The organism is Cyclobacterium amurskyense (assembly GCF_001050135.1).
Classification (GTDB): domain Bacteria; phylum Bacteroidota; class Bacteroidia; order Cytophagales; family Cyclobacteriaceae; genus Cyclobacterium; species Cyclobacterium amurskyense.
In genome coordinates, this window is record NZ_CP012040.1 from 2,507,591 (window position 1) to 2,523,393 (window position 15,803).

Annotated in this window: 9 protein-coding genes and 1 pseudogene; 4 read left to right on the forward strand and 6 right to left on the reverse strand. The window is 40.3% G+C overall.

The window, feature by feature from the left end; all coding sequences use genetic code 11:
• Positions 1–109: 109 nt before the first annotated feature.
• From CA2015_RS10390 to CA2015_RS10405, 4 genes are all read left to right on the forward strand, one after another.
• A complete protein-coding gene (locus CA2015_RS10390) occupies positions 110–1,120 on the forward strand; it encodes a DUF4421 domain-containing protein (RefSeq protein ID WP_048641847.1) in 1,011 nt (336 codons plus the stop codon).
• A 612-nt stretch (positions 1,121–1,732) separates the two neighbouring features.
• Positions 1,733–5,164, forward strand: a complete 3,432-nt coding sequence (locus CA2015_RS10395) for a SusC/RagA family TonB-linked outer membrane protein (RefSeq protein ID WP_084011718.1) — start codon at positions 1,733–1,735, stop codon at positions 5,162–5,164.
• A 32-nt stretch (positions 5,165–5,196) separates the two neighbouring features.
• Complete coding sequence (locus CA2015_RS10400) at positions 5,197–6,855, forward strand: SusD/RagB family nutrient-binding outer membrane lipoprotein (RefSeq protein WP_048641849.1); 1,659 nt, start codon at positions 5,197–5,199, stop codon at positions 6,853–6,855.
• Between the two features lie 219 nt (positions 6,856–7,074).
• Positions 7,075–8,052, forward strand: coding sequence for a DUF6340 family protein (locus tag CA2015_RS10405; protein ID WP_240477960.1), 978 nt, complete (start codon positions 7,075–7,077; stop codon positions 8,050–8,052).
• A 414-nt stretch (positions 8,053–8,466) separates the two neighbouring features.
• Here the strand turns inward: CA2015_RS10405 and CA2015_RS10410 are convergent, their stop codons facing one another.
• The 6 genes and pseudogenes from CA2015_RS10410 to CA2015_RS10425 form a co-directional block, all read right to left on the reverse strand.
• Complete coding sequence (locus CA2015_RS10410) at positions 8,467–9,531, reverse strand: NHL repeat-containing protein (protein WP_048641850.1); 1,065 nt, start codon at positions 9,529–9,531, stop codon at positions 8,467–8,469.
• Between the two features lie 9 nt (positions 9,532–9,540).
• On the reverse strand, positions 9,541–11,004 hold the full coding sequence (locus CA2015_RS10415) for a DUF1501 domain-containing protein (RefSeq protein WP_048641851.1): 1,464 nt from the start codon (positions 11,002–11,004) through the stop codon (positions 9,541–9,543).
• Positions 11,005–11,012: 8 nt separating this feature from the next.
• A complete protein-coding gene (locus CA2015_RS10420) occupies positions 11,013–14,270 on the reverse strand; it encodes a DUF1553 domain-containing protein (protein WP_048641852.1) in 3,258 nt (1,085 codons plus the stop codon).
• A gap of 274 nt (positions 14,271–14,544) precedes the next feature.
• Positions 14,545–14,694, reverse strand: a complete 150-nt coding sequence (locus tag CA2015_RS25120; protein WP_240477961.1) for a hypothetical protein — start codon at positions 14,692–14,694, stop codon at positions 14,545–14,547.
• A 30-nt stretch (positions 14,695–14,724) separates the two neighbouring features.
• Positions 14,725–14,850: pseudogene (locus CA2015_RS25125) on the reverse strand (DUF4221 family protein); the annotation flags it as partial.
• Between the two features lie 35 nt (positions 14,851–14,885).
• Complete coding sequence (locus CA2015_RS10425; RefSeq protein WP_048641853.1) at positions 14,886–15,698, reverse strand: DUF4221 family protein; 813 nt, start codon at positions 15,696–15,698, stop codon at positions 14,886–14,888.
• Positions 15,699–15,803 lie beyond the last annotated feature (105 nt).

Genomic DNA, 15,803 nt, shown 5'->3' on the forward strand with positions numbered 1-15,803 from the left:
GAGGTTATTTCGAATTAATTTTTCCTAACCTCCCTTTTTTCTAGTAGGTTACATTTTAATCCTCCGAATAAGTTGCTTTCAACGATATTGATGTAATTTAAATGCTCCTATGAAATATGTCTTTGTATTGACCCTCATTTCCCTGACCTTTCATTATAGTGTTTTAGCGCAGGAGCCAATAGATTCAACAGTATATTATATGACCTATCCTGATAAACTAGTGCTGAGAACTTATATGTCCAGGAAGTATACAGGTTTGGGTATAAAGGTTGCCGATGAAAGTTATTGGTATAGACCGAATTCTACCTTGAACATTGGGCTTGGTGCTACTTACGAAGGCTTGACATTAAACCTCGCCTATGGTTTCGGGTTTTTAAACCCAGATAAGCAACGTGGAGATTCCAAATATTTTGATTTGCAAGCGCATGCTTATCCTAAAAATTGGGTCATAGATTTTTTTGGACAATTTTATAATGGCTATTATTTATTAAGGGGAAATACTTTAGATAATAATAATGAATCGAGAATTTTCCCAGACATGAAACTTAGAAAGGTGGGAGCTTCCGTTCAGTACTTATTTAATGGAGATAAGTTTTCCTATAGGGCGGCCTTTTTGCAGAACGAGTGGCAAAAAAAATCCGCAGGCTCATTTATGGCCGGCGCGGAAGTTTATGGAGGTCAGGTAAGAAATGCCTTGGGTATTCTACCTTCACAATCAGTTCCTAATAATTTCGATCAGATCAAATACTTTGAAATAGGCCCCAATTTTGGCTATGCTTATTCCTGGATTATAAAAAAGCATTTTTTTATTACCCTATCTGCAGCTTCTAGTTTATCAATAGGCAGGACCTATTTCAATTATGAAGATGGAACAGGTAATAGTAATTGGTCGGTCCGGCCTAATTTTTTAATGAGGGGATTTACAGGATACAATTCGGATAGGTGGTCTCTTAATGTCAATTATGTTTACAATCAAGTGAATTTGGCAGCAGTTAATGGCTATAAGGCCAATTTGGGGACTGGAAACTATCGACTAAACCTTATTTATCGTATTAGTCCAGGGCATGGTTTGAAAAAGAAATTGGGATTGATTGATAAGTTAAAGAACAGATTGAAATAAGGCTTTCCAAGAATTATGGATTAAACCCGAAATATGCAATAAACAATCTATTACGTGCTGAAATCGCTTCAAAATCAGCCACTTCGTTGCTGTTTTGAATTTCACCATAGCGGTGCTATGCTAAAATCTCCAAACAGCCTGATTGTCTTGCGATTGCAACACTTTCCGTAAACACGGGACAGGCTTCACCCCTGACAATTGTCAGGGCGGAGAAATCCTATTACATAATCCGGGTTAAAATTAACTGGCCTTAGTATGGGATAGGTTTCATTTATTGGGTAGGTAAAATAAATTTTATGTTTTCATTCCTTGGTCAGGCCTTTGGATTCAGCCTTTTTTATTACAATAAGTCATTTTACCATTTTTTAGTAAAAAGCCATTTAATCCTTTGTCCAACAGGGTATTTGGAAAATATGAGTTCTAAGCTTATAATTCAGAATAAACTATCACATAATCTATTGTTAACAATATGGAAATGTTTAAATAATACCTGACTAGGGTTTAGATTTCTGATATTGTACTTATTTGCCAATATATATTGTGAATAGAGTGGTATGTTTTTGAGGTAACTAAGTATATTAGGAAATAGAGTTTAAACTATAAAAATAATTTATGGTGAACAGGTTTACAAAATTTAGAAACTGGTGTTGTTTAGTTATGCTATGCTTCCTGATAGGATCCGTAGTTCCAGAAGCTTTGGCTCAAAGTAGGCGAGTCACAGGTAAAGTCACTTCTCTGGGAGATGGCTTAGGTATTCCCGGAGTAAATGTACTTATTCAAGGAGGTCAGTCAGGTACTGCCACTGATGTAAATGGAGAATACTCCATAACCGTTGCTGATAACAACAAGGTTTTGGTGTTTTCATTTATAGGTTTCGAACCAATTAATGAAGTGGTAGGCAACCGTTCTGTTATTAATGTGCAGCTAAGGGAAGATGCTTCAGAGATGAATGAAGTTGTTGTCACTGCCCTCGGAATTAAAAGGGAAGAAATTTCTCTAGGCTATTCCATAGAACGTGTGGGTGGCGAAGAAATGACTAGAGTGGCTCAGGAAAGTTTTCTTAATGCCATGGCAGGAAAAGTAGCCGGTGCTACCATCAGTACCACAGGTGGTACGGGTTCATCGGTAAGTATGGTAATTAGAGGGGCTACCTCATTAAATACCGACAACCAGCCGCTCTTTGTAGTAGATGGTGTTCCTATCGCCAACACGCTTAATAATGTGTCTTCGGTTGGCTCCGAAAACAGGGTCGATTATGGAAATGCCATTTCGGGTCTTAACCCTGATGACATTGCTGACATTTCCATCCTGAAAGGGCCAAGTGCCGCAGCGCTATATGGATCTCGTGCAGGAAATGGAGTAGTGCTTATTACCACCAAAGGAGGGAATGTAGACCGACTAACAGTGAATGTAAGTACCAATACTGTTTTTGATGTGCCTTACAAATACCTTAAATGGCACAGTAAATTTGGAGCAGGACAATATTCTGCTATTCCTGTAGATATTAGTGGAAACCCTTTGACCAACCCATTTGGAAGTTTGGTTCAAGAGAACGTAAATGCTGCATTTGGAGCTGAATTGGATAAAGGTTATGAGCAGGTTCAGTGGAACAGTCCTTTAGATGAAAATGGTAATCCCATAGCGATGCCTTTGGTTTCCTATCCTGACAATGTTAAAAACTTTGTGCAAACAGGTATCACATCTTCCAATAGCTTTTCAGTTGCCAATAGCAATGATGTCATGAACTATAGAATCTCTTATTCCAATATGAGGAATAAGGGTATTATACCGAATTCAGATTTATTCAGGAATACCTTAAATATCAACTCCAACCTTAAGGTAAGTGATAAGTTGAATTTCAGTACCAATATTGATGTGAGTCGAAACAATTCCAATAATAGGCCTGCTGGTGAACGAGGTACCAACCCTTTACAATGGGCTTATGAAACCTCTCCCCATGTCAATATTTTGGACTTAAAGGACTATTGGCTTCCAGGTCAGGAAGGATTGGAGCAAAAAACCATGGATGCCGGTGGAGAAGTCAGGGTAACAGATAACCCTTATTTCCTTGCCAATGAAGTTAACAATAGCTTCAAAAGAGACAGGGTGTTTGGGAATGTAAAAGCGGATTGGCAGATTTCACCTTCCTTTAACTTCTTTGCACGTTATTCCTTGGACTTATATAATGAAACCAGAGAGAGTAAAATAGGTAGGAGTTACAGCCAGGAACCAGAAGGTGCCTATGGTATCACAGAGCTTCATGGCTTGGAAACCAACGCAGATTTCCTACTTACCTATAATAAGGATGTAAATGATTTTGGAATTACACTTTCAGGTGGTGGTAACATTAGGTACCAAAATGGAAGTAATTTATTCGCAGGTTCCAAATCCGGTGTGGGCTTGATTACACCTGGGGTTTATACACTTAGCAATATAGCCCCTGATAATATTCAATACGGCAATAGTAGCTTTGAGAGAGGAATTCACAGTTTATATGGATTGGCAAACTTCTCCTATAAGGACATGCTATATTTGGATCTAACGGCTAGAAATGACTGGTCCAGTACATTGCCTGCAGCAGATCCTTACTTTTATCCATCTGCAGCGCTGAGCGTATTGGTCAGTGAAATGCTTGATTTACCTGAGCCTTTTAGCTTGGTGAAATTGAGAGGTGGATATGCTTCTGTAGGTAATGATGCTAGTCCATACAACTTGTTAGGTACATTGTATAATGCTGGAGCATGGGGCAATATACCAAGGTTATCATTGCGTAGTGGTTTATTGAATCCTACCCTGAAACCTGAAATTGCTACTTCATACGAAGGTGGAATTGATTTACATCTTTTCAATGATCGAGTTAGATTTAGTGGAACCTACTATAAAGTACAGAATGAAAACCAAATCCTTAGCATAGGTTTACCGCCATCTACAGGGTATACCTCAAAAAATTTCAATGCTGGTCTTTTACAAAGTGAGGGTGTTGAACTAACCCTTGGATCGGACATCATCAGAAACAATAATTGGAATTGGACTGTGGACCTTAACCTGACTAGGAACAGGACCAAAATTATTGAATTGGCTGATAATATGCCGTATTATACCTTATGGGAAGATGCCAGAGGGGGTTCATGGACTTATGTAGGAGAAGAGATTGGGGATATTTATGATGCGGAAGTTGTGACTGTAAAAGATCCTGAGTCACCCTATTTTGGGTACCCAATTTTGGATCAAACCGGAAAATGGCAAAGCATTGATGCTGTGAGTTCAAGAAATAAGATTGGAAATTTCAATCCTAAATTTATTCTTGGAATGCAGACCTCCTTGTCTTATAAAAACTTTCATTTGAACATGACATTTGACTGGAGAAATGGTGGTGATTTTGTGTCCCAAACTTACAGATTCGGTGAAGAACATGGCAGGTCATCTGTATTCTTGGATAAGCTGATCAATCCAGGAGAATTGGAAGGAGAAGCTCTGAAGAATTATCTTGTAGACAATCAGGAATCAATGGTTTTGATCAATGGCAATAACTTTCCATTGGTTGGTGGGCCGACTCCAGAATACGGAAGTTATCCATTCACATATGGACCATTTACTTTGCCTCATGGAGGAGTATTTATTCCTGGGGTTTATGCTACAGAATTTGACGAGAATGGAAACCCTACAGCTTATGCTGAAAACCTAGGCGAAAACATTGGTCAGCCAGGAGGAACTTTAACCTTGCCTTATGCGGGCAGTACAGCTTGGAGTTTTTCAAGGGCATTCTTATATGATGCCTCTTTTGTGAAGTTGAGAGAGGTTTCTTTTGGTTATGATGTGCCAAAAACTTTCGCTAATTCACTAAAAATGCAAAATCTTAGCTTCTCAGTCTATAGCAGGAATATTATTCTCTGGACAGCAGCAAAAATCAATATAGATCCAGAGATGGCGTTTCAACCATCAGGAGGCACACAAGCAGGGACCCAATTTAAACAGGGAATAGAAAGATGGAATGTGATGCCTTGGGTTATGCCAATTGGGTTTAAAGTAAATGCTACTTTTTAAGTGTTAGTTTTCAACTGATAAACGAAATTACTATGATTATCAAAAATAAATTAATTTTCGGTTGGGCGCTTTTATTGCTGTGTACATTTTCCTGTAAGGAAGATCTCATAGAGATGAATATTAACCCAAATGGAGCAAGCCCTGAATCGGCCAATCCCAACCTGGTGCTTTCAACAGTGTTGACCGAGGCAGGCAAAACTGTGTTGAATCTTGGGTATCAAGACATTGCAGGAGTGATGCAACATACTCAAAAGGATGGATGGTCAGGATCACACAATTCCTATGACTGGAACAGAAGCAATAGTTGGTCTGGCTATTATGCTATCCTTAGAAACAACCAATTTGTTTATGACAGGGCTGTAGAGCTGGATCAAGAACTTCATCAGGGAGTCACTTTGGTGATTCGCGGAATGATGTTCGGACTTATTACTGATCTTTGGGGAGACGCACCTTATTCTCAAGCACTCAAAGGTGCTGAAGGAACTCCTGAAGCTACTTTTCCTTCCTTTGATACTCAGGAGGAAATTTATAGAGGAATACTTGGGGAACTAGAGACTGCCAATCAATTGCTTTCTCAGCCAAAAGGATCTTACAATAGCTCTATTGAAGGGGCAGATGTTTACTTTGGTGGTAATCCTGAAAAATGGAGGAAGATGGCCAATTCCTTAAAACTTAGGTTTTACATGAGATTGTCGGAAAAGTTGCCTGATTTTGCCAAGCAAGGTATTGAAACTATACTAGCCGATCCAGGGACATATCCCATCATCACCAGTACCGGGGATGATGCTACCATGTCTTTTAATACAGAGAGTGAAGCAAGTAGCTGGCCTAAAAATACCAAATTTGATGTTGATGCAAGCAACTATAGGAGGTTAAAAATGTGCCAAACTCTGGTAGAAGCCATGAGGGTAAATAATGACCCAAGGCTTGGAGTTTGGGCCAACCCGGTAGAAATACCTTTGGTAGTTGATGCCAGTTTGCCTGCAGGAACAGACGTAATACAAGATGGAAAAAGGTACCTTTCTCCAGATGTGTTGGAAAGTAGAAATGTAGCGCTTGAAGACATCAGCCAGAATCCTGATTATGTTGGAATTCCTCCGGGTATCGCGGGCTCACAGGTATACAACCTTAGCCCAGATGCCAATCAGGCTTCATTTAACCCCCATGTTTCCTGGCTTAATGATCGATACAGGGAACCCAATGGTCCTTTGCTAAAAGCCAGACTAATTACAGCAACAGAGGTTAATTTTATTTTGGCTGAGGCCGCACTGAAAGGTTGGGCTGTTGGAGGAACTGCTGAAGAGTATTACAATAAAGCCATTCAGGCTTCATTTACTACTTGGGGAATTTCTGGTCAGGTAGAAAATTACCTGCAACAGGAAAGTGTTAAATTCGATGGTACATTAAAACAACTGATGGAGCAAAAGTGGGTGTCCTCTTGGACCGCTGCTGCAGAGGCTTGGTTTGATTACCGAAGAACTGGCTATCCTGAATTGGAGGCCGGACCTTATACCATACGATCTGTTTTGCCTGTTCGTTTTTATTATATGGTAGAAGAACGAAATCTTAATGGAGCCAATTCGGAAGAAGCCATGAACCGTTTGGAAACAACCAATTTTTCTGAAGTAGACGGAGCCAATAGTGCTTGGTCCAAGCCTTGGGTAATTCAAGGTACTGGGAAACCTTGGTAGTGAGGTGATTTAAATTTATCATAATAAGGGGCTTTTCGAAAGGGGAGCCCCTTTTTTAGCTCTTAGGAGCCAATAACTTCTGCATAATTTCAGTTAAATTGCAAAAAAATACTCAAACTTATGAAATTCCTCAATTCAGAGATTTTTAAATGTTTACTCTTCGTTTTGATGCTAGTGGCATTTGGTTCCTGCACAAAAAATGTTTCTATAACGAGATTAATGCCAGCAGAGATTAATATACCGAATCAGGTGCAGCGTTTACTCATTGTAGACAGGACGAAGCCTGAAAGTCAGGGAGTAGCAATAATTGAGGGACTTCTTACTGGAGAAATGCCTTTTGAAGTGAAAAATGCCATTGATGGTACCTTGGCTTCCATTCATCAGGATCTTAATACTTCTCCCAGGTATGAAATAGTGCGGGCAAGTGAAAGATTGACTGGAGGGCTCTTTTCACAAACTTTCCCTGCACCTCTTAATAGGGAAATGGTTCGAAATCTTTGCATGCGTTATGAAACTGATGCGGTATTGACTTTGGAAAAATTCAGTTCGGATTTTGTCATTACAGACAAAAGGATCACCATCAAGAAAAAAGTTGGAAAAGATGATAATGCCAAAACCATAGAAGTGCCCGGTATATTGGTGGAAGGGCTTGCTTCCGTACAGGTAGGGTTTAGATTGTATGACCCTGAAAGTGGCAATATTTTAGACCAAAGTGACCTTTCTAAAACCAACCTATGGTCAGCAGAGGCGGAGACCAAAGCCCAAGCCATGTTGTTACTGATCGAAAAAGCCCAAGCTACCAGGTATGTGGGGCAAATGGCAGGTGCAGCATATGCAAGAAGGATTGCACCGATGTACATAGACCTAAACCGTACCTTTTATGCCAAATCAAAGAAATATCCCTCTTTAGAAAAAGGCGCTCGCTTTGCGGAAGTCAATGAATGGGAAAATGCAATTCAAAGCTGGCAAGGAGGGCTTTCCCTTCCTGGAGATGATAAAACCTATGGCAAGCTTTGTTACAATATATCTTTGGGATATGAGGTACTTGGAGACTTGTTTTTGGCCAAGGATTGGGCGGCAAGGGCCTATACAGAATTTGGCTTTAAGGCCGGAAGAACCTATGCCAAAGAACTCGAACAAAGAATGATGGAAGACGAATTGCTGAAAGAACAGTTGAACACAACTTCTGATCAGTAAATATTTACCCGGATCAGGTGAAATGTAGATTTAAAGCTACCTGACCCGGGTTAAATTTGATTTTTGCTTAATTATCGGAAGTATTCTCTATTTCCCTTAATTCTCTGATAACTACTACCATTTACTTAAGTACTTTTTAACCTCTCTTTTGCTATCAATTCGCGCAATGCCAATATGCGTTTGCATTTTCTCTTCACTATTATCCCCGAAATATGCAATAGACAATCTATTATGTGCTGAAATCGGGAAAATGTAGCAAAAAGAAGGAATAGGAGGTTTGATGGCTTACCATAAAAGACACCATTATCCCAGGGAAAACAATTGATTTTAAAATGATAACACTGAACCTAGCATCACAAGTAAATCACATTTCTTGCAACAAATAAAAATGCCAGTAAAAAGGTAAGTGTAAATTTACACCCGGTGTAATTTATAAGGATAAACACCATCTGCATTCCATTGACAAACATATAGGTTTTTGTCTCTGTCTAAACAGACATCATGGCAATGTTTGAAGATGGGTTTTTCCTGAAACATGAGCTCTAGCTTGCCATTTTTGTAGACCGGTTCGGTACCTCCAGGGTTGGAGACGACCTTGTTGTTTTTGTCTAAAATAGTGACAAAGCCTTTGTTTAAATGCATGTTATAATTGCCTTCTTCCATTCCAAAGCAGACTCCGGAATACAAGTTTTCATCATCCAAAACAGGTCGGCTAATGTATGCCCCAGGTAAGTAATGGTCTTCCAGGTATTCGCCAGCTAATGTGAATCGCTTGAACGTATTTTTTATCCTTGCAGAACAAAGTAAGGTAGGGTTGGTAGGGTCTCTGTAATCAATGGCTACACCATGGGCTTGTTTGAATTTGTCTGGCTGGAGAAAACTGTCTCCTCCAAATTTCCGAATAAATTGCCCTGTCTTGTCATATTGCAAGATAAACTGTGAACCATAACCATCGGCCACATAAATATCCCCACTGGGACCTATGGCTGTTTCCGTTGGTCGGTAAAATGCATGTTCGGTGTATGCACCTATCTTGGATGGGTGATCCAATTCCATAAGAATTTCACCATCCATGGTACATTTTACTACTTTTCCTAAACCAGTATCTGTGATAAATAAAAATTCTTCAGCACCTTCTTCCGAGATAGACAAACCATGCGCTCCGGAAAATCCCAATGTCCATGTGTCTAAAATTTTTCCCGAAGTATCGTAAATCAGGATATTGTTTTTCGGATGGTCTGTCAACAATATTAACCTGTTGTTTTTGTCCATGACCATTTCATGGCAGTTGTTGACCGGATGGCTGTTGCTGTTGGTTTTGCTCCAGTCTCTTTCTATCCTGTACTGGAAATCACCATGGCCCAGTATGTCCTTTTGAAGCTGCGCGGCATTTGAGTTGATATTGAAAAGAGGTATTCCTGCAGTAATTACTGCCCCACCGGTGATGGATTTTTGAATGAATTTTCTTCGTGAATGCATGAATTGTATTTATGCCAGGAGTTCATTTACTACCTGTCCGTGGACATCTGTAAGTCTGAATCTTCTGCCTTGATGTTTGAATGTTAGTTTTTCATGGTCTATGCCCAATAAATGGAGTAATGTGGCTTGAAAATCATGCACATGTACGGGGTTTTTAGCCACATTGTAGCTAAACTCGTCCGTTTCTCCATAGACCATTCCTTTTTTTACTCCTGCTCCTGCCATCCACATGGTAAAGCATCCAGGATGGTGGTCTCTGCCATAATTGTCGGCGGTGAGCCTTCCTTGAGAGAAGCTGGTCCTACCAAATTCACCACCCCATACGACCAAAGTGTCTTCTAGCAAACCTCTTTGTTTAAGGTCCTGAATCAAACCTGCGGTGGCCTGGTCTGTACTTAAGGCTTGGCGCTTGATGCCTTTAGGCAAACTGCCATGTTGGTCCCATCCCATATGGTAGAGCTGAATGAATTTCACATCACGTTCTGCAAGTTTTCTGGCTTGCAGGCAATTGGAAGCATAGGTGCCAGGTGTTCTCGCATCTTCCCCATAAAGTTCGTAAATATAATCAGGTTCTTTGCTGGTGTCCACCGCCTCCGGAACGGAATTCTGCATTTTATAGGCCATTTCATATTGGCTGATCTTGGACTGAATTTCAGGATCCTGCCACAAGTCAAACTGGTGTTCATTGAGCTTACCGATATGGTCCAGGGCACGACGCCTGTCATGGTCATGTACCCCATGCGGATTATTCAAGTATAAAACAGGATCTTTGCCCGAACGAAATTGAATGCCCTGATGATGGGAGGGTAGAAACCCGTTTCCCCAGGCCGTGGAATTTAAAGGCTGTGATCCAGGGCTTTTTGAAAGCAGGACTACAAAATTGGGCAGGTTTTCATTGTCACTTCCCAGACCATAACTCAACCAGGACCCTATAGAAGGTCTACCGCTCAATTGCGAACCTGTTTGCATAAACATGACGGCAGGTTCGTGGTTGATGGCCTCGGTGATCATGGATTTGACAATGCAAAGCTCATCTACAACCTTGGCAGTGTGAGGGAAAATTTCACTTACCCAAGCTCCAGATTGTCCATATTGCTTAAAATCATAAATTGATTTCACTAAAGGAAAAGTAGATTGATCTGCTACCATTCCAGAATTTCGCTGGGTTCCCTGTACGGAAGGAGGTATTTCCTTGCCATGCCATTTTTCCAGTGAGGGTTTGTAATCAAAGGTTTCAATTTGAGAAGGCCCGCCAGACTGGAAAAGATAAATCACTCTTTTGGCTTTTGCAGGGAAGTGGGTGCCTGTGTAAAGCCCCTGTGGTTTGTAGAGTCCTGAGCTATCAGGAGCTTCGGCAAAGCCAGCTTTTTGTCCAATAAGGCTGGACAAAGCAATGGCGCCAAAGCCCAGTGAAGTCTTTTTCAAAAAGCCACGTCTTGTTTCTCCGAATTTGTTTATGTCATTCTCGTTCATGGCGATATTTATCTTATTGTATACCCTTCAGTGGTATTCATTATACCGTTTATTACAGTGGCCAATGAGGCTACTCTAACTGGATCCAGCGAATTGTCCAAAGGTTTACTACCTGTACTTAAGTAAGCCATTGCGTCTCCTTTATTCTGTCCAAAGCGCTCTTGCTCTTCCTGATAAAATTGTTCAATGATCTCCATTTCTTTGGCATCAGCTTGTCTACCGGTGCTTAATTTGAAGGCCTTGGCCAGTTGTTCTTCTGGTTGGTATTTTTTAATTAGTTTTTCGGCAGCTACTCTTGCTGCTTCTACGTATTGCGGATCATTTAATAAAACCAGTGCCTGTAAAGGGGTGCTGGTTTCAGTTCTCCTCACTTTGCACTCTGATCTGTCGCTGACATCAAATATCATCATGGAAGGAGGTCCGGAAGTTCTTTTCCATATGGTGTAGAGGCTTCTTTTGTAGAGCCCATCACCAGGCTCCTGCAAATACCTGTACCTCCAGGATTTGGTAGAGATTTCATCCCAGAGCCCATCAGGTTGATAAGGGTAGGCACTTTCGCTACTGGTGTTCTGAACTAGCAGTCCGCTTATGGCAAGGGCGTTGTCACGAACCATTTCTGCCGTCATTCTAAAACTTGGGCCTCTTGCCAACAAAAGGTTGTCTGGATCTTCTTCCAACAAATCAGGTGTGTTTTTAGAAGATTGCTGATAAGTGGAAGACATCACAATAAGTTTGTGCATTTTCTTGATGTCCCAGCCAGATTCCCGGAAGGTAACGGCTAGCCAATCCAGAAGTTCGGGATGTGATGGCATGCTTCCCTGATTGCCAAAGTCATCAGAGGTAACGACCAGCCCTTTTCCAAAATGCATTTGCCAGATTCTATTGATAAACACACGGGCTGTCAATGGGTTTTTGGGATCAAAAACCCATTTTGTCAGTCCCAAACGGTTTTTTGGCCACTTTTCATTGTAAGGAAAAACAGTTTCAGGAATACCGGGATCAACTTGTTCCGTGGGCGCATTGTACATTCCCCGATCCAAAATATAGGTAGGCCTAGGCTCCTCAAGGTCACCCATTACCATTATTTCTTTAATATCAGTAGTGGTTTTAGCCCTTTCTTTTCTTAAATCCACAATTGCCTTTCTGATATTTTTGGCTTCGGGATTGTCACTCCTAAAGTGATGATCGGCAATCATGGCTTTGTCAATCTGATTTGCGGGGTTTGTGATGGCTTTTTTGGCTTTCTCAGGATTGGTTTCATAGAGTACTTCCAAAGCACTTAATTCCTGATCATAAATTCTTAATTTATCCAGACCGCCATTGAGGAAAGTCTTCATTTTGTCCCTGACTCCTAATACAAAACCTCTGAATCCGTAGGTGTGAATGTCGGGTTTGAATAAAATGGATTTATAAATATTATCAGCTGATACTGATACAGGCACTTTTTCTCCATTGAGATAAATACCAATGCCGTCAGCTTTACCCATACCATTGTAAGTAATGGTAAGGTTTGTCCATTCTTTCTCAGGGATAGCTGTTAGCGTTTTTACCTGAATGGCATTGTCTGGCCAACTGTAGGCCATGATAAAGTTTAATTTATTGTCTTCCAGAAATAGAGAATAGCCTTTTAGTCCCAAGCGAATATCCTCGCAATGGGTAAACAAAACTGCTTCGTTGTAAACCGTGTCGGGAAATACCGAAAGGCTTACGGAAAAGGGATCTGTTTGGTCAAACCAACCCACTTTGTCCGGGAGACTTAGGGTAGTAAAGTCATTGATGAAAACGCCTTGACCCTCAGCTCCAGCCTTTATTACAGGCTCTTTGATAATTACTGGGCCAGGTTGTGAAGTTTTTCCGGGGCTTGTGAAGGTTGTTTTATTTGCCCCAGGAATTATTTTGTCAAAATCATAAGCGGCTACAAGTTTTGTAGGTAGCTTTTTTTGTAGGTTTTGCAGAAGGTTGGCTTCTTCGATATGCTGTGTTTTTTGAGCTTCTTTTTGCAAATCACCCAAATGGGTTTCTTTGGACTTTATCTGACTGTCTATGTAATTTAAAATCTTGTCTTGTTCTTCGTTTGTAAGCAATAAGGCCGGGCCAGGAACTTGACCTGGGCCATATACCGCAGTGCCCAACTCATTGGTACTGTTGAAAAATGCGGACAATTGGTAAAAGGACTTTTGGCTTATGGGGTCATATTTATGGTCATGGCAGCGGGCACATTCCATACTTAAGCCCATAATGGCTTTTCCAACGGTGGAGGTGCGGTCAGCCACATATTCTGCTCTGTACTCTTCGAAAACGATACCGGCCTCAGAATTCTTTTTATGTAGTCGGTTAAAAGCAGTTGCCAGTATGCTCTCTTGCGTGGGTTCCTCAATAAGGTCTCCGGCCAATTGCCAAGTGATGAACTGCTCGTAGGACATGTTTTTGTTAAAAGCTCGGATGACCCAGTCCCGGTAAGGACTGAAGTCTCGGTGCTTGTCATCCAAATAGCCATCGGAATCGGCATATCGGGCTACATCCATCCAGTCTGCGGCCATTCGCTCACCATAGGCCGCCGAAGCAAGGAGTCTGTCGACTAATTTTTCATAAGACTTAGGGTCATCGCTGTCAACAAATTCTTCGATTTCTTCCAAAGAAGGAGGAAGGCCTGTCAGGTCGAAACTTACCCTACGAATAAGGTTTTCTTTGTTGGCCTTTTCTGAGGGATTTAGATTTTTGCTTTTCAATTTGGCGGCTACAAAATGATCAATTTCATTATTGGCCCAGTCTTTATTTTCTATGTCAGGAACATTAGGTGTTTCAGGAGGAATAAATGACCAATGAGGTTTGTATTTTGCTCCTTGTTCAATCCATTTTGTCAGCGTGGCAATTTCTGCTACACTTAGACTTAAGTTTGATTCAGGTGGAGGCATCATCAGCTCCTTGTCCTCGGTCAGAATTCGGTTTACTACCTCACTTTTGCCAGGCTTTCCTGGGACGATGGCATAATGACTTGAATTGCTTTTCAGTGCTGCAAAAGCAAACTCTTCCAAGTCAAGCCTTAAATCAGCTTCTTGGTTGGCTGCATCGGGTCCATGGCAGGCAAAGCACTTGTCTGAGAGAATAGGCTTAACATGGTAATTAAAATCTATGGCTTCCGGCAGGTCCTTATAGGCCTGTTGGATGGCTTCAGGTTTCTCCCATCCGCAGCCCACCAAGAGAGGGAGCAGTAAGGTGAAAGGAAAGGATAACCTGTGTATTATTTTGGGTATGACTCGTGTCATTTATTGAAAATTGATAATTTTATATGACAATTATTTAGCCAAATGTCATTTGCATTCAGCATAATTTAACGGGTTATTTTTGTCAATAGTTAACCTTAAAGTTATTGAATATCTTTAAGAAATAAAATTACAATTATAAGAAGGAGATAATAAAAAAAATGTTTCGGAAAATAGTAAAGTGTTGCTGTGATAATATGTGAATTTTAATTTGGTAGAATATCTACCGGGGATGTTGCTTATAAGCAATGTCCTTTACGTTTTTAAAGAATGAGGGTTACCAATTGATATCAAATCTTACAAAACCCATTTCATCTTCTATATTTTCAAATAGCCATAGTTTTCCGTCTTTGGCAAAATGGAATCTGGGGTATCGATCCATTTCAGGGACAGTTCCTTCGGCAATCAAATTGAGCTCCTTGTCCAAAATACTTAAGTAAACTGTTGCTCCAGAAGGTTGAGGGAAATATTGATCTTCCTTTTGTTCAGGATTATCTTCATAATCAAATTGATAGGAGAAACGATAGTAGACCTGCTTTTTTTCATCCCATACAGGACCTTTGAAATTAATGTCTTCTTGAATTTCTTTAAAATACTTTTCGAATTCCTTACGATCCCCTACCTCAGCAGGATAGGTACCGCTTTTTTCGTTAGGGTAAGTTGGCTGTTAAAGGTAATGTGCCTGAGAGAGTCACTGTCTTTATCCATTACATAGAGCTCACTACTTATCCCAGTTCCCAAGATTAATTTTCCACCTTCTTTTATTAGGTACCGATCAGTGCCCAATCCCATGGCAGATTCTCCATCATCGAGAAAAGGCTCGAAATTCTTGGCCTTTTCAATTCCTGGAATAGCAAATTTTTTAAAGGTTTTATTGTTACGGTTTATCAAGGCAAAAAAAGTGGTTTTATTTCTATAAATGGAAATCAGGGAAGCAAATTGGCTACCATCTGTGGCCAAGCTTATTGTTTTATTAGATCTATCTTCCTCATCCAACTCCTCATATTCTTTGATCATTTCAATTATATCAATGCTTTCCAGCTTTCTACCCTGCCAATCCAACACATTATCCTTTGGATAAGCGCTAATAAAAAGTTTATCCTTACTAATAAGGGAGAAACCCCTTACATAATTTCCAACACCATTTGGTCCCTCCTTTTCAAAGGGATAATTTTTCTCAAATTCCAGAGAATTGAGATTGATTTGTTCTATGAGGTATTCCTGAAGGTTTACATTATAAAGGTATTTCTTATCCTCACTTAGTGCACTTAATCTTAATCGCCCATTTAAAAATAAGATCTCCTCTCCAGGATCTATTACGACTGTGTCCATGGTGATTTCCAAGGGAGGTAGTGCACCTTCGGCTCCATTTTTCTGTCCGCTACATGCAAGGAATAAAGCGAAAACTATACAGTAAAAACTGTTTTTCATTCTATTAGGGTCTATGGACTAAAAATTTAGCAGATATTTTTTTAGTTTTCCTAAAAATTGAAAGACTACTTTAGTTTTAATACAGAATAAGACTATTACTTCTAA